This window comes from Halomarina rubra, assembly GCF_023699475.1.
Taxonomy (GTDB): domain Archaea; phylum Halobacteriota; class Halobacteria; order Halobacteriales; family Haloarculaceae; genus Halomarina; species Halomarina rubra.
Genome location: NZ_JALXFV010000008.1, coordinates 494957 through 521526, shown reverse-complemented (window position 1 = coordinate 521526; position 26570 = coordinate 494957). Strand labels below are relative to the sequence as shown.

The window sequence follows — 26570 nt, the reverse complement described above, 5'->3', positions numbered from 1 at the left end:
ATGGCAGATGAAGCTGGCGGAGCGGCACCGCGACGTGGGTTTCGATTTCAGGATTTAGCTGCTGCATTCTTCTTCATTACTGACTACCCAGACATATTTCCCCACTCACCAGAGACACTCCACGTCGAACGGTACGATTCTGACTTTGCTTTTCGGATGGAGAGCGATGGTGGGTCGGTTGATCACTTCTTTGAGGTGAAGCATATCAAAGCAGGAGAGCTCAAGTGGGGCGACAAATTCAAGAGTGAGGTCTTCCCTGAATTTTATCGTATCTCGGAAAAGCATGCGTCAACTGGAAAGAAGGACCAATCATTCTATCACTTGGTGACAAACGGTGCAGTCTCAAGTAGGATAAGCGGGTTTGCCGAGGACACTGCTTCGTTGCGGTATGGAACACATTGGGAAGTGATTAAGGAAAAAAGAGGACGAAAAGACATCACCAATCTGCTCTCTGGCGTCAACTCAAATTCAGTCGTAGAGAATGACGAGGAAGTTGATGACGCAGATGATATTGATGCGCTTTATCGTCCACTGTGGGGGTTGGAGGTACACACGCCGAGCGAAGAAGAACTGAAGGCCAAATTGGAGAATTATCTCCGAAAATGCTCCCCAACCAGGTTCCGAGGGCCTATGGCGGTAATCTTAGATGTGATAAGTGATGAATCGTCGGGGGCAATCCGTAAAGCGGACTTAGAGGAAAAAATTGGCTTTCGACTTGATGGTGGTTCAAGCACTGCTACTTCGGCCGAAACCATGTCGACGAGCGAGCTTCAGGCCAACGCCAAAGACATCAGCCAGTCCTACTCATCAAACGCTCCAGACACTCCCCGCCTGAAAAGGGAGAGAGACATAATCCGAGAATTGGGAAATCGTGCAAGTAAAAGCCCAGGGTCTGACCCCTATGCCGTAGAGTCGGCACAGGAGCTAGCGGATGAGCAGCTATCGAAGCTGATGGATTTAGAACAAGAAACAGCAGCGACAGAAACTCAGGCCCAACAACAGATTGATATCATGTTGAGTGAAATGGAGGGGCAAGACACGAGCACACAGGGTCATGAATAGAGTCACATTTCAGTTCGTGCCAAATTCATACGCTCAACAGCAAGATGTGACGCTGAAAGAGAGCAAGGTCTCTGAGTCAAAGGTGACCCGAGAACGGTCTGGCAAGATACTTGTGAATTTGCCAGATGGCAAAATAGAATTTGACGACGGAGGGAATATTCGGTTCACAACCAGAGTTCCGAATGCAAGTCTTGAGATGGTTATGAAGTCGTACGAAGAGGCTCTGAGCGCTATCAAACGTAATATCTCAAAGAGCAAGCAGGGTTACCGAGTCAGCATGATTATCGGAGATGTTGATTATTCCAAGCAGTATCTAACTTATGAAGAGAACGCAAGCGAATTCGGGGATAAAAAGCTTGATACCACAGAATTGGAGTGTACAGAACTTAATGATTTCTCTGTGAAGTTCTCATTTGTTCTGGATGAAAGCATGGCGATTGTTTAATCAGTAATCCCGACACTCGACCTCTTTACATTCAGTCGAAATACATCTCTGTCGTTTGAGCCCGATTGAGATCCGTATCTGTCGGTCTCCGCCATCCAATAAGACGTTCCGACCGCATAACTTTCGAGTAGCCGACCTCGAGCAAACCAAAGGGAACAGCATGAGCTAGGTCAAGAAACGCAAATGACGAGGCCTGACGGAGATTAGTGATTCATCACTGGGATTAATCGCCTTATTCACCTTCCATTTGTTCACGCAACTCCATCAGTTCGCGTTGCTGCTCGACGTGCATCGAGACCAGCGCGGTGATTATCGGGTCTGTGTAGTTCACCATCCCGCCGGCGTGCGCGTGCGCCTGGGCGTGGGCCCAGCATTCGTCGTACGCGGGCTGGGCTTCGAGCCGAAGGGCACGCCGAAAGTCAGACCACCGCTCTTCGAGCGAGCCCAGGTAGTCTCGATACGTCGGATTAGTGCGCCCCATGAGCGAGCACCTCCTGGCGAATCTCCTCGCGCACGCGTTGGCGTTCGTTGAGCACCCGGACCCAGAAGGAAATCGTCGTCTGGACCCACTGGCCTTCGCGGTAGACGAGCGTCTCGAACTGATTCGTTGAATCGTCGACGAACCGCGGGCCATGGTCGGTCGACATCATCGATAACACCCGGTCCGCGGACTTTTCGACGCGCTCGGTCAGGTTGTCGTTCGTCGAGCGCGTGACCAACACCGGAATCTCGCGCTCGTGGGCGATGGTCTCCAGGACGTCGAGTACGGCAGCGAGCATCCGCCCGCCCATCTGCTCGTCGACCTCCTCGCGGTACAGCCGGTCGATATCGGTGATGACGACCAACCGCGTCTGCTCGTCGAGCTGTTCCAACAATGCCTCGCGGACGAGCGACTGGTGTTGCCACGGGGTGAACCCGCGGGCGAGCGTGACGCGCTCGAGGAAGCGTTGTGATGGGACGAGGTCAAGCAGCGGTTGGGTCGCGACCGCGTTCCCGCCGTCGACCCACACGGCGTGTCCAGAGTGTATCAACAGGTGGTCGACGACCAGCGAGTGGACGAGACAGGTCTTGCGCGTCGGGCCATCGAGGAGTGTGAGTTCCGACTGCAGTGTTGGTAACACCGGCACCCCCTCGACGTCGAACTCCAATGCCATACACAGACAGACGCGCGACAGCCCGGATATACGCTATCGGGTCGTTTCCGATTCTTCCGATTGTGGCTGAATGGCCGGGAGAGAAGCACTCTGTATCACGTTGCTAGGAAGCGAGCCTTTCCGGGTTCCCTTCCGATACTGTCGCTCCTCACCGCGGCCGGTTGCTGACGTCGACGTTGGCCAGCAGTTCCTCGAGTTCGCCATCGGCCCCATTGTTGGGCTGGACGTATGGGGCGTGGGCGACAATCGACCCGAGCAACTGCGGTGGGTGGCGCACACCGGTATCCGTATCGAGGATGCGCGCCTCGATGTCGCCCGGCAGTGGGTCGCCATTGACGTCGGACTCGTCGACGAGGAGGAATCGCCGCTCACCCGACCAGGTCCCGACGATTTGGAGCGCCATAGGATAGCGACAGATGGACCTGACAGCGAATGTACGAACGTGGAGACAATCCAGAAAGTGCCGCAAGTACGGTGTGAGAAGAGACCTATGATACCCTCGTACAAGGAAATAGACTTTAGTAATAAGAAGATGTTTTAAAGACAGAATGGTCACCGTCACTGAATTTGCTGAATATAACTGTATCACTGGTTCAGACGACCAATCAGTTGAGGAAATTGTACACCTTGACGAGTCAACGCTGGAAGGAGTCGATGTCACTGACGACGAGAATGATTTGGACCAAAGCGAAATCCTATCACGGTTGGCAGGGACTCTGTCAAAGCTGAAGACGAAAAAGTTCCATACAGCAGAAAATTCACGAGCCCGCATTCACACGCTTGAATCAGTCGCTGGAAATGACGGAGAATCCGATGGTGACACAGAAGAGAGCAGTAAACACCCGCTGAAACAGGTATACAACAGCGATTCGTTTGCTGATGCTGCCAAGGGACTGGCAACCCGATATTCTGAAACCAATTTCGCGTTAGATGCAGTGTTGTTCTTTTTTCGCTTTGACTCACAACACGCTGACACAGACCGAGTCGCAGTCATTCAGGAGGTCCACCTCTCAGATGCTTACCGACCGAGCGCAGATGAGATCCTTGACCCGGCGGAACAAGTAGTCCGACAGCGTATGGAGAAAGGGTTGGTATATCCAGCACTCGCGCGACGAGAAACAGACGGCGAAGATGCAGAGGGAGAGATCTATCTCCACGAGGACCGTGCAGCCGTCTATCAACGGAGACACGCGAATTATTGGAGTACATTCGCCCAATTGGAAGCGGAACTGAAGGCAAATGAACTCCTTTGGAAAGGCGATAGCGACGACGAAGAGGCGGATGACGCAGGCCGACTGGAAGAGGTAAAACAAGCCCGAGACGAGGTAACCGAACTTCAGCCTCTAAACGAACTCCCTGACGTATACACAGACCTGTCTGACCTTGAGGTCATGGTCAGCCCAGATGGAGAGAGTTCTGTTGTTGGATTCACAATCGAAGAACTCGCAGAAAGGAACGGGATTAACATTGTCCGTGACAGCGATGGTCGGCACCATATCATCATCACCAAAGGCCGTCCTGAAATCCGCCACGTGAACGAAAGCGACGGGATCGAAGATGACGACGAAGACATCGAATTGTTCCCCAATATTAGCACGTACGACTCACCAGATGACGTACAAGGGCTCACAAACGAAAATAACCAATAATGGATTCCACCGCGGTTAAATTTCTCAAGAATACTCCCTCGTATCTCGACGCGGAGACGCACGCAATCATACGAGTCGAGATAGAGTCCGAAGTGACTCCTGAAGTAGATGAGTTTCTTAGAGACTTGGCCGCAACCTGTGCCGAATTCCCATACTGGTTCGATCCCGGCGGAACCATCGAAGCAACCCACTCCAATATCGAACTCGAAATCGGAACGAATGGCGTTGGTATCCGTTCGTCAGATGGTCTCCCCCGCCAATCAATACAGTATGAGGACTTCTCAAACGGTTCAGAAAATCAGGACCGTGTTTCATCGCTCATCGATGATTTTATCGACGTAGTTGGTAGCGACGAATCCATTAATATTGATTGTGAAATAACAAAACAAGGCCTCAGCCGCTCGATTGGAGAGACTCACGACATCGCTGCTACGGCCCATGTCTGGACTGCCAGAGGGGTCTTGGCTGATTGGTTAGAAACTGAAAACCCAGAAGACATCGAAGACCAGTATATCGATCCAGAGCAACCGCAATTACTGTTTATTGGGGACGAAGACATTGGGTTCGAACCCGAGTCCTCCTGGATTGCCATCGCATCATTATCAGCGGTAGACAGGGTATGTGAGGAATACACCCGACCAGACAACCCGATTGGTAGGACAGTAAACTATACACATGGGGGGACAGAACGCAGCTTTGACCAGTCACAACACCCGTTACTGTTCAATGGGCAGCCGGTTCGGGACCTATTCTCAACCACGTTTCTGCACACAACATTCAGGGCGCTCTCAGATGAATCACCCACGTCGCGCGATTTGCAGGAATGGGAATACACGATTTCAAACCAAGACCCACCGCTCACATCGGTCGTCGATTATACGGAGTACACGCCTCAGGCAGATCAGTTGACAGACGTATTTCACCTCATTTCTGGGTTTCACGAGGTCCCTACTAAAAACCTCCAAAAATACTGGTTGCAAGCCATCTCTCGGAGTTGTAACTCACATACAGACATCCCAAACAACTGCGGTCAAATCAGGAAGTACTTCGACATCCTCGAAGAGGGCGCACTACAAGACACATTAGCTGAAGCAACTAAAACTGCCGACAAACTCTATGGATTGGTCGATGCTCTTCGTGATGATTTGACAGACCTCACACGGTCGGTCAACAATCAAGTCAAAACAATCATTTACGGGCTCGTCGCAGCAGTCATCACAAATACATTCTTGATTATTCGTTGGGGCGACATCAGCCAAACCTTGCCATTTTCCCTCTTCATTATTTCAATCGGCTTGCTCGCCTACTTTCCAATCACAGCCGCAGAGCTGAGGGACACAGATAAAAACATCGACCAAAGCATATCGAACTTCCGCTCAACGTACACGAAAATATACGACACCTCTCGGGCAGGACTCGACGAGTACGAAGACGCCCACAGAGAACGGGAGCTCATCTATTCGTCCATCCGTTCCGACCTCCACTATGAGAACGGCTGGTTTCAAAAATTACTGGAAGAACTCCGCTGGCTTTGTTCGCCCAAAGGCCCTGACCAGACCCAACCTTCAACAGACGGGGGTCATATAGAACAGAAAAATGCTGTCGTGACTGCCGCCCGTACCCGAGTCATCTGGGCAGTCAAATACCTTCACCGGCTCTATGTCATTCTTGCAGTCGGTTGGTTCACCATCGCAGCCTTCTCACTCTCTGTCTATCCCCCATTAACCGCTCCGTACATCGGGGCCGCGCTCTCCGTCATACCAGCCTTTGCACTCCTCATCCGAGACTCACAACAGTACTCTAGCACCGTCCCTTTCGCAAGACATGCTATCACGGGCGTGTTCGCTTTACTTCTAATTGTGATCGTATTCAGCCTTCTTCGAACCGCTGGCCTACTCAGCGTTCTTGGAGCCGTCGGCCTGCTCAGCGTTCCGCAATAAGCAATCGTAAAAAGATGATTTTTGTTAGAATACGACTGCGATGATCACAGCGCGTCTGGCGAGTTCCCCTCTAGTTTAGAAGTATCGGGAGAGAGTGAATCAGGTAGATATACGCTCTCTGTTCATCGATACCGACACTCTGCTCAATTACCAGCGTCACATCCACTACGGAGGTGTGCCGGCAACCCCTTGAACGATAACTCAGTACCACAGCGGGGGCACTCCTGACCGTCGGCGTCTTCAGTTCCAGGCGGCGTGACGATCTCCTCTTCGTCGAAGAACTCCCCACGGATCTCTCGGGAAGCGTCTTTCCATCCCGAGGTCTTCTTCCCGAGCAGTTTCTGAATCGCCCGATAGGACTTGGTCTCGACGAGCCGGGGGTTCTCCTCGTAGAAGGCTCGCAATACGTCGGTCCGGTCGTGCTCGACGTGGTAGGCGACCATCGTGACTGGCCCACCCATCGACGAGGCAGCCGACCCCGTCAGTGAGAACGTTCGGACGCCGTCCTCGCGGTCGTGTGGGTAGACCTGTTCGCCAGGGAGATCTACGAGCACACTCGGCCCGTGTTCGAGCAGGTAGCGCGCGTTCTGAGTTAACATCGAATCACCCCTGTGGCGGCCACCACTCCAGGCCATCATTGTGCTGTTCGATGAACTGGTCGCCAACGAGTGCGAGCGCCTGGATCTTCTCCCCCCGGCGCTCAACCAGTGACGAACAGAGTGATTGGCTGGCCGTGTCGAACCCCGGACGGAGCCAGATGCGTCCAGTCTCGTCGAACGTCCAGAGCCCGTTGTCGAACGCCATGTGGTGGGTCCAATCGAGGAGTACGACGTTCTCGATGTCTTCAGCTGACTCGGGGTGGTCTGCCCGGCCCAGGATGTGCGAGACGGTCAACAGCTCGTTGTGTTCGATACCGGTCAGTGGGCAGGTTCCGTCGTAGTGATCGAACACCGCTCGCTTGAACTGTTTGCTGATTCGGATATCGGTCCCCGAGCGCTCGCTTTCAGTCCCGCTGGTATCGGCGGGCAACGTTGCGGGGTCAGTTGGCTCACGGTCGGGCGGTGATGTCGGCCCCGTGGTTGCCGACGGTGTCGGCTGTGGTCCTTCTCGAGAAGCCAGAGCGTACTCGAACAGCGCTTCCCAGTCATCGACGTACGTCGAGAGTGGTCCGTCGTACTCTGCCTCACCGAGGATGTGGATTTTCTGATCGCCCTGGGAGTACGTCTCCTGATCGATCATCTGCTCGGTCAGGAAGAGGAAGTGGTGTTCCTCGGGGTCGAACTCGTCTTTGTCCCAGACGTCGAGTGTGATGTTGACGACCTTCCGGTCGGACCCTTCCTCGATGAGCTCCTTCTCCGGTTTGTACCGATGCCAGATGTGGCTCAGCCCCTGGTCGTTGGTGTAGTTCCGACTTTCCTCTGCAGAGTATCGGACCTTCCCGACTACCCCCGGGTCGGTGCCGAGATGAAAGTGAAAGATGCGACTGTCGATGTCGGTGTCGACGTAGATTCCCCGTTCTTGAGCCCTCCTCTCAAGATGTGGAAGCCAATCTTTGATTGCTTGGACGGGCACACCACGTGGAATCTGCCATCAGACAATGTAACTTTCGTAACAGCACCCTCCAGAACGACAGCCACCCAACACTTATTGCCACCAATTCGCTACATTCTCTTGTTAGGGAATGAACACTCGACGCCAGTTCCTGCAGGGCCTCGCGGTCGCCGTTGGCGGCAGTAGCGTCGCCTCGACTGCGAGCGCCTCGTCCTCCAGCCCTCCCCCAACGACGGGTCAGCCTGATGCCCGCGTGAAGTCCGTCATCGACGGCATCTTCACCAACCAGTTTTCGAGCGACCCAACGACTCGAGCACGACAGACCACGCACTTCGCCACAGCAATCCTCGATATCGAGGAGGCAGATGCGCTCCAGACGATCGATGCCGACAACATCGAGAGTATGCCATACCAGACCTGGCGTGCGACCAACCAGGCGGCGTATCTGATTCCAGTCTTCAACGAGCTTCTCGACACCGGCCTTCGCCCAGACGCTGTCGAGGTGCTCAGAGACAACACGCGCGGGATCCGAGACTATCTCCCGCTCATCGCGAGCGGGCAGAACCTCTACGAGGCAGCCGAACAGTACGACCAGGACCCCACCGACGAGAATCTCGAGCGACTGGGGATTGCCTCTGCAGTGTTCGCCGGTGAAGTTGCACTGTCGGAGTTCGGCGTCCCTTATCGGCTCTCGTTCGAGCTCACCGGAGCGCTTTCTCGGCACCTCCTCTATCGGTTCCGCGGGCAGATCGGTGTGAAGGCGTACGCACTGATGCTGAGCGAGGTCCACTGGCTCATCCGCGAGGAGATCGTCGACACGGCTACCTACGTCATCGAAAAGACGGCCGAGTACAGCGCCGATGTCGCCGGTGAGCAACTGAAGGAGGATTCAGAACTCCGGAACGCGACGAACAAGACGCTGAGCGAGGCCGAGAAGACTGCAATCAACGGGATGGCAGAAGTCGATGGCCACATCGACGTCGACCAAGCAGTCGACGACGGCGCGACCGCCATCGAAGACGGTGTGGATGCGGCAACGGACGCTGGCGAAGACCTCGTCGACAAAGCCGGAGACGTGTTGAGTGGATGGTGGGGTAACGATGATGACGAGGATGACGACGACGAGGACAGCTGATAGCCGTCGCTACTCGTTCACCCCCTCCAGTTCGTCTGGAACTCGTTGACCATCCCCAGAGGGGGACACACCGCATTTCGTGTGAAAACTCGTGACTATCGACCGAACAGCGCCGCGAGACGATTGCGCAGTGAGCGGCGGTCTTCCTGCATAGACTCGACGTCCTCTTCGACGGCGTCGAGGCGGGCTTCGTGGTCCTCGGCCCGCTCACGCAGCGCTTCGATATCCTCCTCTGTGCTGTCCTCCTCGGTGGGCGCTTCGGATGGGTAGCCCCACGCGGTCGCCAACTCGTCGTTCGACCAGTCGGGGGTGTCCATCGGTGGGACGTCCTCCAGCGGCTCCCCCTCGACGGTGACTGCCACGTCGCCGACCAGCGAGCAGTTGTGTGGCTGCTCGGCGACGCGCCAGGTGTGAGTCTCGCCGGGCGTGAGATAGCCCCCAGCACCGCCCTCGTCGCGGTGATGATTCGTCTGGCCGCTGGGTACGTCCTCATCAGGCTGTGTCGACGCTGCTCGGAACGAGTAGAACGCCCGCTGGGCGCCCTCGTTGGTGAACTGGAGCGTCTTCGGTGGAGCGTCCGAATCGCGATTGCCACCACCATCGGTCCGGACGTCACCCCGTATCGCTGCCCCATCGACGCTGATGTCGTGGGTGCCGAGTTCGACGTCCTCGCTCGCCCGGACGTTGAGGCCAGCCGGCGCATTGGGCATGTCGATGGTCAGCCCGTCGATCGTCGAGCCGTGGCGCCCCTCCAGGATGACCGCGGCCTGCCCATGACACTCACCCGAACCGGCCACCGTGAGGTTGCGTATGTCAACACCCCATGGCTCGGCGGGCGTCGTGTGGCTGTCGAAGCGTTGCTCGCGTGGGTCCATGAACCACACCGGCCGCTGGTCGAGATGCGTCTCGACGGTGGTGTCGTGCAGGTCGATGGCTCCGTCGGAGGGGTTGATTAGGATGCCCGCCATGGCGGTGTCGTACGTCGACAACAGACGAACTGTACTGTCGTAGATGCCTCCGCCGGACTTGCCGTACTGCGCGCTCGAGAAGTAGATGCCCATCGTCCCCGTCGGCGGTGTGGCGTCGTCGATGACGTTCTCGGGGTGGGCGTTCTCCCAGTCGATGACGATCTCACAGTTGCGGAGTTCCGAGCCCGCGGCCGTGCGGATGGCCGCCATGTCGTTGTTCCGGAACTCGCAGTCCTCGAAGACGATGCTCCCGTTGTGCTTGCCGGTGTAGAGGCCGCCGTCACCGCCCTGGTTCGCGATTTCGCAATCACGGAAGGTGACGTGGCCCTCGTGGTCGAACACGCCGCCACCGCCGTCACTCGCCCCGTGGCCCGCAAAGACGGACGGCCCCGTTTTGGTGTAGTTGACGACGTTCGCTTCGCCGTCGTCAGACTTGATTGCCGGGAGGATCGACCACCGACAGTACGGTTCGCGTCCCGAGAAACCGACGTGGTCGACGTCGTGGACCTCGACGGCGTCTTGGGCCTGCAGAAAGTTGCCGATGTCCCCACCCTGGCGAGCATCGGTGTTGTCGAACGCGAGGTTCTCCAGAAGGATGCCCTCGGAGTTGTAGCCCGACCGGATGAAATACCCCGACTCACCGCTGGCGGTGCGGAAGGTGACGTCCCGAGGGTCGTTGCCGAGGCCTCGGATACCCCAGTCGGTGAGGTCCCCGCGAACGCAGGCCGGTTCGTCGCCCGTGTCGAGCGGGAAGGCGTACTCGCCAGGGGGGACCAGGATGAGTAGGCCGTCGTCGGTCGGGACGTCGATTGGCTCCTCGCCGTCGGGGTCCCAGCCGAGGTCGTCGGTCGCGTGAACGGTGCTGTCGAAGGCGATGTCGTGTCCTTCCATGGAAAATCTCGGCGCTGTCGCTGCGCTTCGCGTGGTTGGGCCAGCAGACGTGGCCACAGTTGAAGAATCCCGGCCGTGAGACCGCTCCGATAGACCCGCCGTCAACCAGCTTATTTTCACGTCCTCTCTGACTGACTCAGCTGTTAGACACGTGCCGCGAGTCTAACATCCACAATCCCAATTAGACACTACGCACAAACGCAAGTATTTATGACACTTCGTTACTAGTATTGGGTTATGACTTCTAAAGGTAAACTGGAGGTCGATCCATCTGAAAGAGTATTTGACGTACTGGGGAACAACGATTACGACGATATAGACTTAATATCAGAACTCATTGATAATGCGGTCGCAGCACGTCCTGATGACAAAGATTTACAAGTAGATATTGATATCGGGTTGTCGGACGACTCGGGAGACTCTTATTTCTTGATTCGAGATAATGCATCTGGGATAACGTTTTCTGACCTTCCAGACGCAATATCGCCAGCGGGAACAACATCAAATTCCGGCCACCCCTTAAATGAACACGGTCTGGGGATGAAGCAGGCAGTATCTGCTGCAGGGAATCTCGATTATCTCAAGACAAAGCCCGCAAGTGAAAGCACAGCCACCGTAATCAATGAGTTCTCTTTTGGAGAGGTAGATCATACAACGGAAGATGTTGATTGGGAACACGGCACCGAGATTAGAATTAAGAACTTAAACGAAATTCTTCGAAAATCCGCACAAATTTACGAATGCAGGATTCAAGCGTATATTGGTGCAAGATACCGCAGGTTGCTTGGGAATCCCAACAATAACTTAGATATTAGTCTCAGATGGGAAAACCTCGACACTGGGGAAACACGGAAAATCGTACCCGATGACGTCCGGCCGATATATTTCCATCCGAATAAGCGGATTAATGACCCAGTCCTACACAAAGAGGAGTTCTCCGGGAGCGAAGGTGACGGCTGGAAGATTCAACTTACATTCGGGTACGCCCCAGAAACCGAAGCCAAATACAATAGTTTGGGCCTCTCCCAGCCGAAGAAGTATGAGCCGTATTACAAGGCGTTGTCAAAACAGGGCCTGGACTTGATTCAAAATGACAGGGTCATCCAGTTCGCTCAACTTGAAGAGATTGGTTTGGTAAGCTCTACCCATAACCAGTACAATAAAATCAGGGGGGAAATAGACCTCCTGGAGGGATTCTCGACTGCTATAACAAAAAACCGGATTGTGGGAGGGCAAGAATTTGATGCTATGATAAGCCAAGTACGAAAATTTTTGCACAGCGGAGACTATTTGGAAAGTCAAAATGTACCCGATGCAATCCCAGAGGCATGTCTCAGAGATCGACTAGCAGACCTGCTACTAGAACCACCAGACCCTTGCAGCCATACTGCAACAGAATACGCCGTACAGGGGCTCTCAGGATTCATTGATGTCCTCGCTGATGACGAGGAACCGTGGGAGATAAAGGTAAACCAAGCGAATGGGCTTGATGCATACCAACTTTTCGCGTATATGGACATGGGGGGGTTCAACAAGGGCCATCTAGTTTCAGACGGAATATCAACCGGTGGAATAGAGGCTATCAACTTTATTGAGGACAAACACGGTGTGGAGATAGAGTTTGTAGATCGATACAATTTGGCGATTAACGACGACATGAGTGACGAGGAGGTCGAGGAATACGTATAGTTGGTTCCTGAGCACCAGATATGATGCACATGGCGTAGAAAGCAGCCAAAAGGTGCTACTCTTTCCTAACCGGGGGCACTTTATAATGTCTTTCTCCGATTTTACTCGGTTGTGACCTGTTTTCCAACTTGTGTGGTGTCAAATCAGAAGACGGTTGAACTATTCGATTGTATCTTACTCTCCCGACTATTATTGTTTATACAACAAATCTTGGTAGTGTAATTGTCTGATCTGATTTCCCACACCTGATGCTCCGGTTATCCGCTGGCATCCTCGTCGTTCTCCAAACCACCAACCAAGGTTAGCGATACACGTACGCAGAGGGCAGACTCGACAGTTGATAGACCCACGCTCTCTGTCTAACAATACCGACAATCACCAATCGAAGTTACTGCCAGCCCGGTCCGGAGCTAGCAAGCTGTTTGCCACGTGTTGCGCGTGTACAGAAGTCAGCAGGTGACGGCGGAACGTATCACGCAGCGCTCAGCACGAATCGAGTGTCTTCGTGATGGCATCCGAGAGTTGGTCTCTGTGGCGTCGACAAAGCCAGTTTGCAACGACCCCACCAGTCTCCGGAGAGAGCCGGTACCTGCCAGTCGCGATGGAGCCACAGCGAACGTACTGGTCGCCTTCCACAACCGTCTCTTGGCATGGGTCGGTTCCGTCGTCCGATACCAGCGTGACGGCTTCACAGGTTGGGGAACAATCGTCGAGGACATCGTCGTGAAGAGTCAAAGATGTGACCAACACTACATACACGCGTCTGCGACAAGTGGTCATTGCCTAACTGTACGGGTTGTGAATCATGACGAATTCCCCAACAGTTGGGGATTGATTATACGCCCTGTCGGGGAGCAGTAACGAATAGACAATGAATACGATTATCGCAGGAGACCAAGTGTGTCGAAGAGGTCAGCAGGCAGGAGTGCACCAGTGAACGGGCGGACGATTGTTCTCTGTAGCGAGTGCGGGCAAGCGTATACGGCTCGAGAACGCGACGACGGATCGTTCATCTTGCCGACGACTGATGGCAACTGCAGATGTGGAGAGGAGTCTGTCGGTGCGTTCGACTCGGGCAGTTCGGGAGCGACCGCCTCGGACTGACCAAAGGAGAATCCCACGCTCACGTGCAGTTGCCGGTCTCGTCTAGTGGCCTCCCGGACGCACGGCCACTGGCCGACTGACGCCCTCTACCAGACAGCCTGGCCAACCAATCTCGACGTCCTACGGCAACCCGAGCTGGAGTTCGTCCCAGTCGGCCGCCCCCGCCTGCACGAATCCGACCCCCCGCCCGCGATAGTTCGTATCGTCCATGACGACCTCGTGTTCGAGCGTCGTCCGAACGCCCGAGCCTGGCGACGGGACGTCCGTCGCCCACAGCTGGCCGACATGCCGACCGACCCCATCACCATCGAGGATGACGGCGATGACATACCAGACGTCGTCGGGGACGCCCGGTCCGCTGTCGACCAGCCACGGCGTCTCACCGCCGGCGTCTGACCGGCGGAAGCCGAACGTGTCGTAGTAGTCGTCGAAGTCGAGGACGAGCCAGTAACAGTCGTAGCCGTCGGTCTCGTTGCCCGAGCCGTGGCCGAACGTCAGCGCGACGTAGTTGTCGGTCGGCCGAACCGCCATCGAGATCGTCGACCCGGGTGACCCCGACGACCCCAGCTCGGGGTACTGGTCGAGGCCGTCACCAGGATAGGACCACTTCCGCAGGATGTTGCCGTCGTCGCGAGTGGCACACGACGGGCCACGGAACGAGTTCGTCGTCGTGCTGACCAGCGACGCCGAGCCACGCCACGGGCCCTGCGACCCATCGTAGTTGTCGACGCCGCCGATGGGGTCGTTGAACGGTTCGATAGCGAGGTTGCCGGTGAACGCGCCGTCTTGGACGACGTATGCACCGTCTTGGAGTGAGAATGGCCCGGTCATCACTCGAGGTAGTAGCCGAACACCGCGCCAACGCGCTGGGTACTGCCGGAGTCGTTCTCGATGCGGAGTCTGAGCGGGGCCTGCTGCCCGCTGATGGGGATGAGCGGCGCATCGACCGTCCCGGTCGAGCTTCGATTCGTCGTTGAGAAGCGCTCGGTGCCACTGTCGTCGACGATGCTCGCCGACACGCCCGACGGGACGCCGCCGGACTCGCTGATAAGCGTGACGCCGAGGAGTTTGAACGTCGTACTGGCTGGGACGAACTCGACGATACTGGCGTCGTCGGTGTCCTGGATGCGCGACAGCGGGATGGGCACCGTCCGCCCATTCCGAAGGACGTCCGTCAGGGTCTGTCCGTCGAGTTCGCTCGCGCTGGTGGCCTTCGCGACCGATTCGGCGAGACCGCCCTCGTAGCGGCGGTTCTCGACGTCGACCGCCTGGCCGATTGTCCGATAGTCCGACGTCGGGTTGACGATGCCCGTGCTGTCAGTGTTGTACCGTGCGATGCGAATCCGGGGGTCACCACTCGCGAACTCACTGCCGAGGCCGACAATGACGGTATCGGGTTGGGAGAGGTCTGCACCGACGTAGACGTCCTGGTCGTTCGTCGATGGCGCCAGTTCGACCGAGCTGACGGTATCCCGGCCGAGATAGACGCCGCCGATGAACGCCTCGCCGCTCTGGATGTCGACCGTCAGGTCGCTGCTGGAGATCTCCGGCGTGAAGGCATCGAGTGGCGAGGCCTCGATGACCGACTCGTCGGGCGGGACGACCCAGCCACCACCCGGAGCGTGGGCGGCTTGGGCGATGGTCGCCGCGGTAATCTCCGCACTGATCGGCCGGTTGGGGCTGGGATTGACGATGTCGACCATATTAGGCGGCGTTGAAGGTGAGGGAAATCTCGATTGTTAACGTATTCTGGCTGTCTTTGGACTTCGCACCGAACGTCGCGTGGTTGAGGAGCCAGTCGCCGGCGTAGACGCCCGCCTCGGTGATGTCGACGCCGTTGGCTTCCTCGCTGCCGAAGAATGCAGCGACGAACACAGAAGGCGCGTTGGGCTCGACCGTCGCGACGACCGTCCGGGCGACCTCGCTGGCCAGCGCGGTGTCGGCCTCGGCGGCCGTCGTCCCGGTGCCGATGGCGACCTCCGAGAGCTCGGGGACGGACTGCCCGCTCAGCCCGTTGACAATCCACTCGTGCAACCCGACACAGGTCGTGTTGCGCGACCGGTCGACGTGCTCGGGGGGGACGGTCCGTAGTGCTTCGAGTCGTGCCCGGTCGTCCAATTCGTCCCACTCGGGGACGTGCTCGCGGATAGTGGCGACGTCGTGCGTGAGGAGACGGACGTTCGTCTCGACGGCGCTCGTGTGAACGGTCACGTCAGGCCCCCCACTCTGCGAACGACCAATCAGCACCGTCCCACTGGCCCGACCCTGCACTCGCCGTCGCGGTGCTCACGCTGTCGCTGGTCTGCTCAGTTTCTGGCGGCGGGCTCGCGATGAGCCCGACGTCGCTGTCCGGGTCATCTTCGTTCTCGGTGCGTCGCAGCCGGTCGCGCTGGTCACGCAACAGCCGCGACGCCTCTCTGTTGGATATGTCTTTCATGACTGGAGTTGGTGGCCGCTCAGAGCGTCCGCGTCTCCTGAGCCGTGACGTCAGTCGTGACGGTCGCTCGCTCGTACGTGATATCGCGCTCGATGACGATGTGGTCGCCCGTCGCTCCCTCCTGGGGGAACTGGGCGTCGAACACCTCGCCGGTCGCCAGCGAGTGCGCTGCGAGGCCGCGCGCACCGAACGACAGCTCGCGACGTGGTTCGTCACGGTGGCGCAGCTCCGCCTCGCCGATGTCGCGAGCGGCCTGGAACGTCTGGAGCCCGTCGTCTTTGATGCGGTCGACGCGCCGGCCGTACTCGCGTTGACTGGCGGGCGACTCGACACGCACGCTGATTGGATACGGGAAGTACGCCCGGTAGGCCGGAACGCCCGAAGCGTTCACGCCGATCTCCTGGCCTGTCGAGCCCTCGGATTCGATGATGAGCCACGGGTTGGGCTCGGGCAGCGTGTGTTTCGAGAAGCGAAACGTCGTCCAGCCGTCGTCGTCGAGGAACTCCGCACCGAGTTGCTTCGGGTCGGTGATGTCCGACTGTGTGTCGTCGACGGCGACGGGCTGGCCGCCGTCATCTTTCTGGAGCCTGACGACCACGCCGTCGGCGTCCTCTGAGCGGTCGGCCCGCGTCCAGACCTCGATGCGGGCGAGCTCTGACTTTCGCGTCGAGACGCGGTGCAGGATGCGATTCGCGTCACTGACGGTCTGATAGGAGTCGACCGTCTCCTGGGCATCGTCGACGGCGAAGTCCGTCCCCCCGTCGACGCGGATGACGTTCGCCAGGTCGTCGTCGTTGATGCGGACGCTGTGGGTGGTCGCCTGCTCGGGGCCGATGGTCGTTGTGGGCGTGAGGTCCCCCAGCGAGACGAACCCCAGCGACCGGCCACGTGAGTACATCACGGCGTCGCCTTTGGCCGCGAGGTCGCCCAGCAGGTCGAGCAAGTTCTGCCCGTTCGAGAACTCGTCGGTGGTCGTGTCGACACGCCCCAGCAACGACCGGTCGATGGCCGGCGCGTTGACGCGAAGCAGCGTGTTGACGATGGCCGACTCGGCGTTGGGGTCATCGTCGGGCAGGCAAATCGGTGCGCCCTCGAACGCGTCGTAGACCCGCCGGAACGAACACGTCCCGAACACCCAGTCCTGGCTCTGGATATCGATGATGGCGTCCTGTGGCCCAGCCCGCTCGGGCGTTTGAGAGCGAACCACGCCCGTCCAGATGGGGCCGTACCCGCCGTACAGTCCCGAGCCGTAGGCGTCGGTACTGTACGCCCGCTTGCGGTTCGCGGGCGTGTCGGCAATGAACTCGATGCGGTCGCCTGACGTGATGGCGTCAGTGTACTGGCCGGCGTCGTTCGCGATGGTAATCGACGCGGTGTCCTTGCGTTCCTGGATGCGCTCGGTGATATCGACGGACTCGAGGTCACCGTCGGCCACGACGACGTCCGCGTCGCCGAGGTCGTCCGATTCGGTGCCGGGTTTGAACACCGCGAGTTGGGCGCCCCGGACGGGCAGGACGCTACTGCGGAACAGGTTCTCACTCATCTCAGGCCACCCGATGCATCCAGTCCCAGACGAGCGGGTTGTTGCTCATATCGCCCCAGAAGTACACCCGGAAGCCCGCGTTGCCGTCCCACGTCGAGTCGTTCCCAGTGAGCGTGAGGACGACCGTGTCCGTATCGTCGTTCTTCACTTCGAACGTGAGGTCGCCGTCCGACCCGCCGAGGGTGCCGTCGTCCCACGTATAGGAGATTTCGTAGGTCGTGCCGACACTGAACGCCTCGGAGGTGGCCGTGCTTCCCTGCAGGTTGTTGAACGTACCATCGCCGTCGGCACGGGTGAGCTGCCCGACGTCGTTGTGGAACTCGAGCAGGCCGTAGTACCCCTCGTCTGGCCCCTCCCGACCGATGTAGATGCTCACCTTCGGCCCGTTCGCGTTGATGTTCTGGGGTGTGAGGTACGTCCGCAGCCGGTTCCCCTTCGGCAGGTAGGCGGGCAGGCCGTCACCCGAGTAGCTGGTGAGGTTGATCGTCGAGGAGAACGTGTCGGTGACGACTGCCGCGCCGCCCTCGACTGCCTCGCTGGTGTTCGACGAGAAGTCACCGGTATCGCCGTTCCACCCCGCATCGAGACTCCCGTTCAGCGCGTCGATGGTCGTGGTGGTCACCGCCTCCCAGAGTGGTGACACCGCGCCGGTGCCGTCGATGACGTAGACGCCGGAGTTCGGCGGGCGGACGGTCCCATCCGGAAAGACGAGCTTCGGGTCGTTGCGCTCCCACAGCGCCTTGAGGTCGACGACCGTGCCGCTCATCCCGAACGTGAAGTCGTCGTACCAGGTCGCCGAGAGCGACTGGACCGGCGTGGTGTCCGACCCGAGGTTGACGAGTTCGACCGTCCGGACATCCAGGGTGGACTGGAGGCCGAACGTGCCGGTCTCGGTGTGGTCCGCGACCGGGTCGTAGTAGTCGATCGAGTAGGTGCCCGCCGACCAGTTGAACGTATGCGAGAACCGGTTCCAGCGGTCGTAGCCGTCGCCGGCCCAGACGCTCACGTTCCCGGTGCCATCGGAGACCTCCCAGCCCGGATTCGACGAGCCGACGGTGAGCACCTCACTGCCCGAGGAATCGAGCAGGCGGAGGCCACCGCCGTAGCTGATGTCGTCTTCGTTCCAGTAGAACTCGAACGACGAGAGGCGAACGCCGCCCGCGAGCTCTTCGGGGTGCCACTCGGCGAGTACCGCCGGGGCTCCATCGGTGGTGTTGCCCCCGACCGAGTAGGTACCTCGCCAGCGCTGAGCGCCATCGTAGCTCTCCTGTTGGACGTCGAAGTTCGGGTCGTAGAACGTCCAGTCGCTCGCATCGCCATCGTCGAGGTCCTCGACGTAGTCACTCATGAGTCATCGATCCACAGCGTTACTTCGCCAGTCGGGGGCGCACTCGGCTGTGTGCCATCGGCCGAGTAACTCGCGTGAATCGCCTGCCCGTCGACGATGTCCTCGATAGTGTCGGCCGACCCCGAGGCGACGTCGGCCGCCTCCCAGTAGCCCCCACCGTTGTACGTGAGCGCCTGCCCGCTGGTGGGCGTGCCAGTGTTCACATCCGAGAGATCAGGGAGCGCGACGCCCGTCGACCCACCGAGACCCACCGCGTTTCCAGCGACCGAGAGCGTTGAGTTCTGGAGGTCGCTGTTGGGAAGCGGGAATCGGCTGCCGAGGGCGAACGCCGACGCCTCGGCCCCATCGAGGGTGTCCGCATCGATGGCATCGCTACTCGTGAGATACGACCCAGCCGCAGTCCCGCCGAGCGTCTTCGCATCGCCATCCCAGATGATAATCCACTGATTGCCGTCGTCGTAGAACAGGAACGGCAGCGGCGTGTCGTTCCCGCTGCGCGGGTCGACCGTGTCGGTGCCGAGATACCAGCGACCAGAATCGCCAGCGTCGGGGACGGGCTTGGGCGGCGACCCCTCGGTCGGTCCCTTCTCGATGACTTCCTCGTCGAGCGCGTCGAAGACGGCGTTCAGCTTCTCGCCCCAGGCGTCGGCGTCGCCACCGACGATTGGGAGATTCCACTCGTGGAACGATGTTGTTGGCATGATGAAGCAGTGAGCGAGTGACGCTGCTCAGGCGCTGTCGAAGTTGTCCGCCCGCAGCTCGTCGACGAACCCGCGACCAGCCCGCCGACCCTCACGCTCGGAGGTCGCGTGAACGACGACCCGCCCGATCGAGAGTCCGCCTCCGCCACCGCTGTTGCCCTCCGTCTCGATAGGCGGCCGGGCACTTCGGTTGATGTCGCTCTCGGAGAGGACGTGCTCGTTCTCGTGGAGCTTGACGATGCCATCAGCCAGCACCCGGCCGCCCGAGGCCATCCCGACGACCGCCCGTTGCCCAGCGCCCGACGTGTACGAACGCGCTCGCGAGGCCGCACTGGCAGCGTCTCGCGCCGCCGAGCGCGCACTCGACCGCGCCGACGTCGCATCCGACAGTGACGACTCGGCCTGGGCGGCCGCTGACGCTGCCTCCGACGCGATGCGCCCCGCCAGCGCGGAGATGCGGGAGAACGCCGCGCTGAACATATTGACCATCGAGCCGGTCGCCGACTGCGTGTTGGACTCCATCGTCCCCATCTCGCCGGAGAACCGGGACCGGGCGGCCCCCATCTGGTTGGTGATGACGCTGAGCATGTTCCCGAACTGCGTGGTGATCTGCGTGAGAATCTGCCCGAGTTTCGCGGCCGTGTCCGTCATCATATTCGTGAACTGGCGGTTGTTCTCGCTGTACATCGCCCCGAGTTTCGTCGACTGATTACTCGCGGCCGTCGCGTACTTCGAATTGACGTCGCCCGGCATCCCCCAGTTCTGCGTGTCGGTCTGCATCTGCCCGAGGCCCTGACTGTGCCCCTGTTCGATGCCGGCGATTTTGCCGACGGCACCGTTCTGGGCGCTGTTGTACTTGCTTTCGAGAACCGTCGGCATCGACCAGTTGCGCGTGTCGGTCTCCATCGAGGCGAGACCCTGACTGTGGGTCTGCTCCATCCCAGCAACCTTTCCGATGGCGCCGTTCTGGGCGCTGTTGTACTTCGACTGGACCACAGTGGGCATCGACCAGCTGCGTGTCTTCGACTCCGTGTTCGTCAGCATCCGGTGATGCTTCGACTCCATCTTGTCCAGCTTCACCTGCTGGCGGTTCGCCGCTTTCGCGTACATCGTGGCGAACCCCTCGTACATCTTCGACTTCTCGGTGTCCTGTTTCGACAGCTTGAGGTTCTGTTTGTGGCGCTTGCGGAGTCGCTTGAGCTTCTCGCGCTGTTTCTCGATGGACTGCTGGTAGACCGTCTGAGTCGCTTGCGGGAGGTTCGACTGGCGGGTCTGGGTTTCCATCCCCGAGAGCGCCTGGGCGTTGGCCATCTCGATACCGCCCAGTTGCGTCTGTGCGTTCAGCTTCGACTGGGAGAACAGGTCGTTGTACGCCGTCGGGACCTGACTTTGCCCCGTCTGCGTGTACATCGACGACAACGACTGGCCGTTGGCCGTTTGCATCATTCCCATCTCGTTCTGAGCGTTCAGTCGCGACTGTCGGAGCTGGCGCTTGTACGCCTCCGGCATTCCAGAGGCCATGATGTCCCGCTCTTGGTTGTTGAGCGACGACTGGTTGTTCGTCCGAATCTGGTTGAGTACGTTCTTCGAGAGCTGCTCGGCCCGGGAGAACGTGTTCCCGTACGCGTCGTCAATGCCGGAGTTGTTGATCTGCTCGCGGACCTTGTCGGTCATCGAGACCTGCACCCCCGGAATCTTGTTGATGTACTTCTCGGCGGTGGCGACGGCGTCGAGAATCTTGTTGCCGAGCCATTTGACGATGTCCCAGCTCTTGATCCAGTTGATGATGCCGTCGAGGGTCCGCTGCCAGAGTCCTTCGAGAACCGCGAGCGCACCGTCGACGTCACCGTTCAGCAACGACAGGAACGCCGAGAACAGCGACAGGCCGAGGTCCGCAAACCACATTATCTGACCGATGGTCGCGTCCAGGCTCGCCCCAATCATCTGGCCGACCATCGCGAACGCGGGGCCGAGGTTGGTAATCAGCCACTGCCCGACTGGCGCCAGCGCGTTGTAGATGGTCGTCGCCAGCGTGACGACCTTGTTGATCATGGGGCCGATGTGCGTGTCGATTATCTGCCGCATCCGACCCATCGCCCCGTCGACGATTTCCTTCGTACCCAGGAAGTTGGTCCGATACGCGGCGTAGAGCGCGACCGCCGCGGCGATGGCGATGCCGATGGGGCCGGTCAGGATAGTCAACGCTGTCCCGAGCGCTCCGACGGCACCGGAGGCGGCCGCGGCGGCGATGGTCGACGTACTCAGCGCGCCAGCGAACGCCCCGATGGCCATCACTGCACCACCCAGCAGGCCGCCGACGAGTGTGATGGTGCCGAGCCAGCCGTCGGTCGCCTCGTTGATGTCGCCGAGGACGCCGATACCCGTGTTGAGCGCGCCGAGGACGTCCTTCAGAATGGGGAGGAAGCGCTGGCCGGTCGTCGTCGCGGCGTTCTGGACTTTGTTCTTGAACAGCTGCCATTTTCCCGCCGCGGTGTCGGTCCGAATCGACATCTCGCGGGCCAGCGAGCCGCCCTCCTCGAACTGCTTATTCGCCGCTGTGAGCGCTTTCTCAGTCTGGGTGGCGTTCGACCCCAGCTTCGAGAACCCCCGTGCCGCACGCGTCCCCAGCGCGACCTGGAGGTCCGTCGCTTTCTGGCCGCCCTCGGCCATACCCTTCGCGATCTTCTGCATCAGGCCGTAGGGGTCCGACGACCGGAGGGTCTTGAACTCGCTCGTCGTCATGCCGAGCGCGCCGGCGATGTCCCCGACGCGTTTGGGGTCCATCATCGCCTCCGCAGCGCGTTTGAGGTCGCCCGCCGCCAGTCGGCTCGAGGCGCTGACCTCGTTCATCGACGCCGACAGCGCCAGGGTCTCTTCGGCACCCAGGCCCAGACGCTGCGAGAGAACGTTCGACGCCCGGACCGCGGTGTCAGAAATCTCCCCGGCGTCGGTCTTGAACGAGTCGGCGAGTTTGTTCGTCGCATCGCCCAGCTTCTGGATTTCGGAGTAGGGCAGGCCGACCGCGCCTGCAATCTTCGCGAAGCGCGTCCCAGCTTCCTCGGCGGCCAGGTCAGTCGCCGCGCCGATCTTCCCGACCGTCTCGACGAACCGCGAGATGTTCTCCGAGCCCTCGATGCCGAACTTCCCCGCCTGCTCAGCGAGCGTGACGAGTTCGCGTCGCGGGATGGGAATCGTCTCGGCGAGGCTCATCAGCTCGCCTTCCAACTGCGCGGCCGTGTCCGCCGACGTCACCTTCTGGACGTCAGCCATGGCGCTTTCGAAGTCATACGCCGACTTCGTCGCCGCCGCGATGCCACCAGCCGACAGCGCTGCCAGCCCGATGCCGAGGTAGCCGACGGCCTGTCGCGCGTTCAGTGCCGAGCCGGCGAGATTGTCGAGCCCGCCCGCGAGGTCGTCGGCCCCGCCGCCACCCTCGACACTCACCTGGAGTCGTTCTGCGTTGATAGCCATGACAGAGAGGCCGCTCAGTGGCGAGCGGTGATGCCGGAGAAGTCAGGGTCGCGTTGCGCTGGCTCGTCGCTTCTCCTCGACGAACTCTTTCCAGGCCTTCTGGTCGCCCGACGTCACATGCTGGCCGGGTTTGGGGCCACTCGATCCGCGTTTTCGGTTCTTTGCGCCCCGCCCGAAGTGCTTCTCGAACAGTTCGAACCCTCGCCAGAGCATCTTCTCTTCTTCGGGCGTCAGGTCGCCCAGCGGGCCGTCCGTGAACTGGTAGCCACACTTGGCGTGGAGGAAGTACGAACTCAGACAGGCGTCTTCGTATCGCGAGAGGTCGCTCAGTTCGCCCGTTTCGAGCGACGGGCCGGCTACTTTCCCTCGTCGTCACCACCCAGACTCTGCAGTTCGTCGAGGCGCTTGAGCCGGTCCATCTCCTCGTCGGAGATGTCCCCACGCGGGTACCGCCGCAGGCGGTCGACGATCTCGTCCAGGTCGGAGACGAGCAGGATGCCGTACAGCAGGCCGTCTTCCATCGAGGGATCGAGTTGCTCGGAGACGAACGCCGCAGTCACCTCGCCCTCATCGTTCGTGAGGTCGGGCTCGACGAGGTGAGTCTCGTAGAGGTCGGCGAGCATCCCGTCGGTGATGTCCTCGCCGCTCAGGAGCGGCATGATGTACTCATCGCGAGCGCTCTTCGTCAGGCGGCGCGCCTTGATGTGCCCGCCCAACTCCTCGACGTAGACCTTCTCAGGAAGGACGTTCCCGTCACCATCACGCGAGACGATGACGTCGTCGACCGACACCATCCCCGCGTCGTCGGGCGTTGGGTCGTCGTGCTGTTCCTCACTGCCGTCGCTGTGTGTAGATGCCATGAACAGTCACCTCAGTTCGGACTGAACACGAGCGGGGCGCTCCCGTCGGACTGCTGGAGTGCCGTGAACGTGAGATCCGTCGTCATGTACGCCTGGTTCTCTTCTTTGGTCGCGTTGCCGCCCGAGGAGATGTACGCCCGGGGGAGTTTGATGTCGCCGCCGGTGAGCGGGATGACGAGCTCGCCCTCGGCACCCTGCAGGTGGTCCGAAAGCTTGTCGTGGGTCTGGGTCTCGCCGAACACCGTCGACTCGGCGGTGATCGACTGACCATCCTCGTGATGAGACATCGCCAGCCCGGCGGTCGTGTTCTCCTCTTCGACCTCGTTCGACGCCGAGAGCGTCGTCGACTGGACACGCTCGGCGGCCGGGTCGCCGAACCACTGCAGCTTCGACCCGAGCACGGTCTGGGGCGAGCCCAGCGACGAGCCGTCGTCGAACGAGCCACTGCCAAGCAGCGGAACGCCCTCGTCGCCCTCGATACCGTCGTAGTCGTTCTTCCCGGGGACGACCGTCAGCAGCTGGCCGGGCTGCCCCGACTGGTCGCTCGACTCGTCGATGAACACTTCGAGCGTCCCCTCCAGTTCCGAGGCGGGCGCGACCGCGCCGAGCGTGTCGTACTGGCTGGTCGTGACGACCGACGTTGTGGAGTCTGTCCCGTCGAGCGTGATGGACTCGACGGTCTGGGCGTCGACGCCCTCGATGTCGATGGTGACGCCCGTGTCGTTCGAGGACGTCGAGCGGATGGCGAGATACGACGTCGCGTCGGGCTGGTCGATCTGGTAGGTCCGGCGCTTGTCGAACGTGTACTGCAGTTCGACCTGGGCGACCGCGTCCTCGCCAGGGTCGACCGAGAGCGACGGCTCGGAGAGACGACCGCCGTAGGCGTAGTCGTACTTTCGCGTCGCGAGCGACACAGCCGTCGGCGCGTCACCCGACGGATGGGAGTTGTTGCGCGCGCTGGCGTAGTACTTCGCGTGGACGGTGTTGCTCGCGATGATCTCGGAGAGCTGCTCGACGCCCAGGAACGAGTGGGTGTTGAGCAGCCGGTTGTCGATGTCCCGGAGCATCCCATCGGCGAGGGCGTCGGCGGGGTCGCCGTTGGTGTCGACCGGGAACCGTTCGAGGTCATACCCAAGCGTGACCTCGTGGCTCTCCTGATTGCGCTGCTTGTCGATGGGGTTGACGTTGCCGATGCCGGTCCGCTCGGAGTGGGTCGCTTCCGACTCCGGTTCGTGCGTCCCGACGACACTGGCGTACAGCGTCCAGGCCGGGTCGGTCGGGGTCTGTGCGTCACCGTTCGAATCGACGGTCTCGCGAGCGAAGTAGTACTTCGTCCGTCGCGAGCCGCCCTCGACGTTTAGTGTTGACATTTAGTGGTCCTCCGTGGCTGCAGTCGCTGGTTCGCTCTCACCATCGCCCTCGTACGGGGCCACGGCGTAGCGGTCGTTGTCCAGCAGGTGCTGGCCGAGTGGCTCGGGTATCGGCTCGGTCGTCCCCGTCGAGAAGACGCGGACGTCGAACCGCTCGCCCTCGAAGACGCCACCAAGACGTCTCGTCGGGCACGAGCCCTCGCTATCAGTTCGGGTGAGTGTGAGTCGCATCTGGTATGCGCGAAGCATCGTCCGTGGTCGATCGGGCGATGCGAAAGGAAAGACAGCCCCAGCGGGTCGAGGCCGGGACTGATGCCGAGTCAGGCCGTCGGCACGCGGTCGTACTGGTACGTCACTCGCAACTCGGTGCGATAGACGGTCGATTCGGTCTCCTCGCCGGTGTCCTCGATTTCGGTGGCCGTCCCTGGCGCCACGACGAGCGTGTCGTCGGTCTGCTGGGCGTCCATCAGGATGCGGGCGGCCTCTTGGTACATCGCCTCGCGAGCTACCTTCGGGTTGACGTCATCGCCATCTGCGGCCGCTCCTCGTAGGTGCTCCCACGTCCCGGCGACGAGGTTGACCGAGACCGCGCCGTCGATGCGCTGCATCCCCTGACCGGTCGGGCCATGCAGCGCTGAGTAGCCGGTTGCGCCGCCCTGGTACGGGCCTTCGTTCTTCCCCGTGACGGTGACGACCGGCATCTCGCCATCACGGTCGTACCAGCCCGTCTGAAAGACGAGTTTCGACTTCTGCCGGTAGAGTTGCGTCTCGTCGAACGGCATCGCCGAGGCGTCCCAGTTGTCGCGAAGCAACACCATGATGGCCATCTTCGCGTCCGTCATCGGTCATCGACCTCGCCGGAGTGGACAGCCGCACAGCGGACCGTGCCGTTGCCTTCGTCGAAAACGTTGCTGACGGTGTAGACCTGGCCGTCGGGCGCCTCAATCTCCGAAGGCCACGCGAGGTAGTTGCCCGCGTCGTCGTCCACCCCGCCCGAGGTCACGAGGACGTCGTCGGGGAGGATGATCTCGACATCGGCGGACTCTTCGCGGCCCGTCGGTGCCTGCTCGGCAGCCGGTGTCGTCGGAAGCTCGACTTGGCCGGTTGTCTGAATCGGGTTGTCCGGGTGGTCTACTCGGCGGTAGTCGCCCTGGCTGTCGGGCTGGGCGGATTCGACGAAGTTTCGCACCGTCAGTGGGTCTTCGACCCAATTCGTGAACGCGTCGTCGAAGCCAGCGAGGCGCTCACCCAC

General features: G+C 59.9%; 25 protein-coding genes. 6 read left to right on the top strand and 19 right to left on the bottom strand.

Annotated elements, in window-relative coordinates; all coding sequences use genetic code 11:
* Both M1L36_RS17680 and M1L36_RS17675 read left to right on the top strand, forming a co-directional pair.
* Nucleotides 1–1062: a hypothetical protein gene (locus M1L36_RS17680; protein WP_250875060.1), complete on the top strand. Its 1062-nt coding sequence runs from the start codon at nt 1–3 to the stop codon at nt 1060–1062.
* A gap of 46 nt (nt 1063–1108) precedes the next feature.
* The gene (locus tag M1L36_RS17675) at nt 1109–1507 is read left to right on the top strand and encodes a hypothetical protein (RefSeq protein WP_250875059.1); all 399 of its coding nucleotides are present in this window, start codon (nt 1109–1111) and stop codon (nt 1505–1507) included.
* Between the two features lie 232 nt (nt 1508–1739).
* Here M1L36_RS17675 and M1L36_RS17670 read toward each other — a convergent pair whose 3' ends face one another.
* The 3 genes from M1L36_RS17670 to M1L36_RS17660 all read right to left on the bottom strand — a co-directional run bounded on the left by M1L36_RS17670 (nt 1740) and on the right by M1L36_RS17660 (nt 3064).
* Nucleotides 1740–1988 (bottom strand): DUF8156 family protein, encoded by a 249-nt coding sequence (locus M1L36_RS17670; protein WP_250875058.1) that lies wholly within the window; start codon nt 1986–1988, stop codon nt 1740–1742.
* Nucleotides 1975–2661, bottom strand: a complete 687-nt coding sequence (locus M1L36_RS17665) for a P-loop NTPase family protein (RefSeq protein ID WP_250875057.1) — start codon at nt 2659–2661, stop codon at nt 1975–1977. Before M1L36_RS17665 ends, M1L36_RS17670 begins: the two co-directional genes overlap by 14 nt.
* A gap of 148 nt (nt 2662–2809) precedes the next feature.
* A complete protein-coding gene (locus tag M1L36_RS17660) occupies nt 2810–3064 on the bottom strand; it encodes a hypothetical protein (protein ID WP_250875056.1) in 255 nt (84 codons plus the stop codon).
* A gap of 145 nt (nt 3065–3209) precedes the next feature.
* Here M1L36_RS17660 and M1L36_RS17655 point away from each other — a divergent pair, with 145 nt between their 5' ends.
* Together M1L36_RS17655 and M1L36_RS17650 are read left to right on the top strand one after the other, a co-directional pair.
* Nucleotides 3210–4310: a hypothetical protein gene (locus M1L36_RS17655; RefSeq protein ID WP_250875055.1), complete on the top strand. Its 1101-nt coding sequence runs from the start codon at nt 3210–3212 to the stop codon at nt 4308–4310.
* Nucleotides 4310–6250 carry a hypothetical protein gene (locus M1L36_RS17650; protein WP_250875054.1) on the top strand — a complete coding sequence of 647 codons (1941 nt, stop codon included), beginning with the start codon at nt 4310–4312 and terminating at the stop codon, nt 6248–6250. Before M1L36_RS17655 ends, M1L36_RS17650 begins: the two co-directional genes overlap by 1 nt.
* 143 nt (nt 6251–6393) lie before the next feature.
* Here the strand turns inward: M1L36_RS17650 and M1L36_RS17645 are convergent, their stop codons facing one another.
* A complete protein-coding gene (locus tag M1L36_RS17645) occupies nt 6394–6849 on the bottom strand; it encodes a hypothetical protein (RefSeq protein WP_250875053.1) in 456 nt (151 codons plus the stop codon).
* Between the two features lie 4 nt (nt 6850–6853).
* Nucleotides 6854–7822: an HNH endonuclease gene (locus M1L36_RS17640; protein WP_250875052.1), complete on the bottom strand. Its 969-nt coding sequence runs from the start codon at nt 7820–7822 to the stop codon at nt 6854–6856.
* Between the two features lie 232 nt (nt 7823–8054).
* Between M1L36_RS17640 and M1L36_RS17635 the strand changes: the two genes are divergently transcribed.
* Nucleotides 8055–8936, top strand: a complete 882-nt coding sequence (locus tag M1L36_RS17635) for a hypothetical protein (protein ID WP_250875051.1) — start codon at nt 8055–8057, stop codon at nt 8934–8936.
* Nucleotides 8937–9031: 95 nt separating this feature from the next.
* On the opposite strand, the gene M1L36_RS17630 is transcribed toward M1L36_RS17635, so the two are convergent.
* On the bottom strand, nt 9032–10795 hold the full coding sequence (locus M1L36_RS17630) for a right-handed parallel beta-helix repeat-containing protein (RefSeq protein ID WP_250875050.1): 1764 nt from the start codon (nt 10793–10795) through the stop codon (nt 9032–9034).
* 237 nt (nt 10796–11032) lie between these two features.
* Between M1L36_RS17630 and M1L36_RS17625 the strand changes: the two genes are divergently transcribed.
* Nucleotides 11033–12484, top strand: coding sequence for an ATP-binding protein (locus M1L36_RS17625; protein WP_250875049.1), 1452 nt, complete (start codon nt 11033–11035; stop codon nt 12482–12484).
* A gap of 1224 nt (nt 12485–13708) precedes the next feature.
* Here the strand turns inward: M1L36_RS17625 and M1L36_RS17620 are convergent.
* From M1L36_RS17620 to M1L36_RS17560, 13 genes are all read right to left on the bottom strand, one after another.
* On the bottom strand, nt 13709–14419 hold the full coding sequence (locus M1L36_RS17620) for a hypothetical protein (RefSeq protein WP_250875048.1): 711 nt from the start codon (nt 14417–14419) through the stop codon (nt 13709–13711).
* Nucleotides 14419–15291, bottom strand: coding sequence for a hypothetical protein (locus M1L36_RS17615; protein WP_250875047.1), 873 nt, complete (start codon nt 15289–15291; stop codon nt 14419–14421). Before M1L36_RS17615 ends, M1L36_RS17620 begins: the two co-directional genes overlap by 1 nt.
* A gap of 1 nt (nt 15292) precedes the next feature.
* Entirely contained in the window at nt 15293–15799 is a 507-nt protein-coding gene (locus tag M1L36_RS17610) for a hypothetical protein (RefSeq protein ID WP_250875046.1), read from the bottom strand.
* Between the two features lies 1 nt (nt 15800).
* Entirely contained in the window at nt 15801–16025 is a 225-nt protein-coding gene (locus M1L36_RS17605; RefSeq protein ID WP_250875045.1) for a hypothetical protein, read from the bottom strand.
* Nucleotides 16026–16044: 19 nt separating this feature from the next.
* Nucleotides 16045–17568, bottom strand: a complete 1524-nt coding sequence (locus M1L36_RS17600) for a hypothetical protein (protein WP_250875044.1) — start codon at nt 17566–17568, stop codon at nt 16045–16047.
* A 1-nt stretch (nt 17569) separates the two neighbouring features.
* Entirely contained in the window at nt 17570–18916 is a 1347-nt protein-coding gene (locus M1L36_RS17595; RefSeq protein WP_250875043.1) for a hypothetical protein, read from the bottom strand.
* Nucleotides 18913–19617, bottom strand: a complete 705-nt coding sequence (locus tag M1L36_RS17590; RefSeq protein WP_250875042.1) for a hypothetical protein — start codon at nt 19615–19617, stop codon at nt 18913–18915. The genes M1L36_RS17595 and M1L36_RS17590 overlap by 4 nt, the downstream gene beginning before the upstream one ends.
* 27 nt (nt 19618–19644) lie before the next feature.
* Nucleotides 19645–23088 carry a phage tail tape measure protein gene (locus M1L36_RS17585; protein WP_250875041.1) on the bottom strand — a complete coding sequence of 1148 codons (3444 nt, stop codon included), beginning with the start codon at nt 23086–23088 and terminating at the stop codon, nt 19645–19647.
* 356 nt (nt 23089–23444) lie between these two features.
* Nucleotides 23445–23948: a hypothetical protein gene (locus M1L36_RS17580; protein WP_250875040.1), complete on the bottom strand. Its 504-nt coding sequence runs from the start codon at nt 23946–23948 to the stop codon at nt 23445–23447.
* 11 nt (nt 23949–23959) lie between these two features.
* Nucleotides 23960–25318: a hypothetical protein gene (locus M1L36_RS17575; protein ID WP_250875039.1), complete on the bottom strand. Its 1359-nt coding sequence runs from the start codon at nt 25316–25318 to the stop codon at nt 23960–23962.
* Nucleotides 25319–25567 (bottom strand): hypothetical protein, encoded by a 249-nt coding sequence (locus M1L36_RS17570; protein WP_250875038.1) that lies wholly within the window; start codon nt 25565–25567, stop codon nt 25319–25321.
* Nucleotides 25568–25638: 71 nt separating this feature from the next.
* Complete coding sequence (locus tag M1L36_RS17565) at nt 25639–26160, bottom strand: hypothetical protein (RefSeq protein WP_250875037.1); 522 nt, start codon at nt 26158–26160, stop codon at nt 25639–25641.
* Nucleotides 26157–26570, bottom strand: a complete 414-nt coding sequence (locus tag M1L36_RS17560) for a DUF2057 domain-containing protein (RefSeq protein ID WP_250875036.1) — start codon at nt 26568–26570, stop codon at nt 26157–26159. Before M1L36_RS17560 ends, M1L36_RS17565 begins: the two co-directional genes overlap by 4 nt.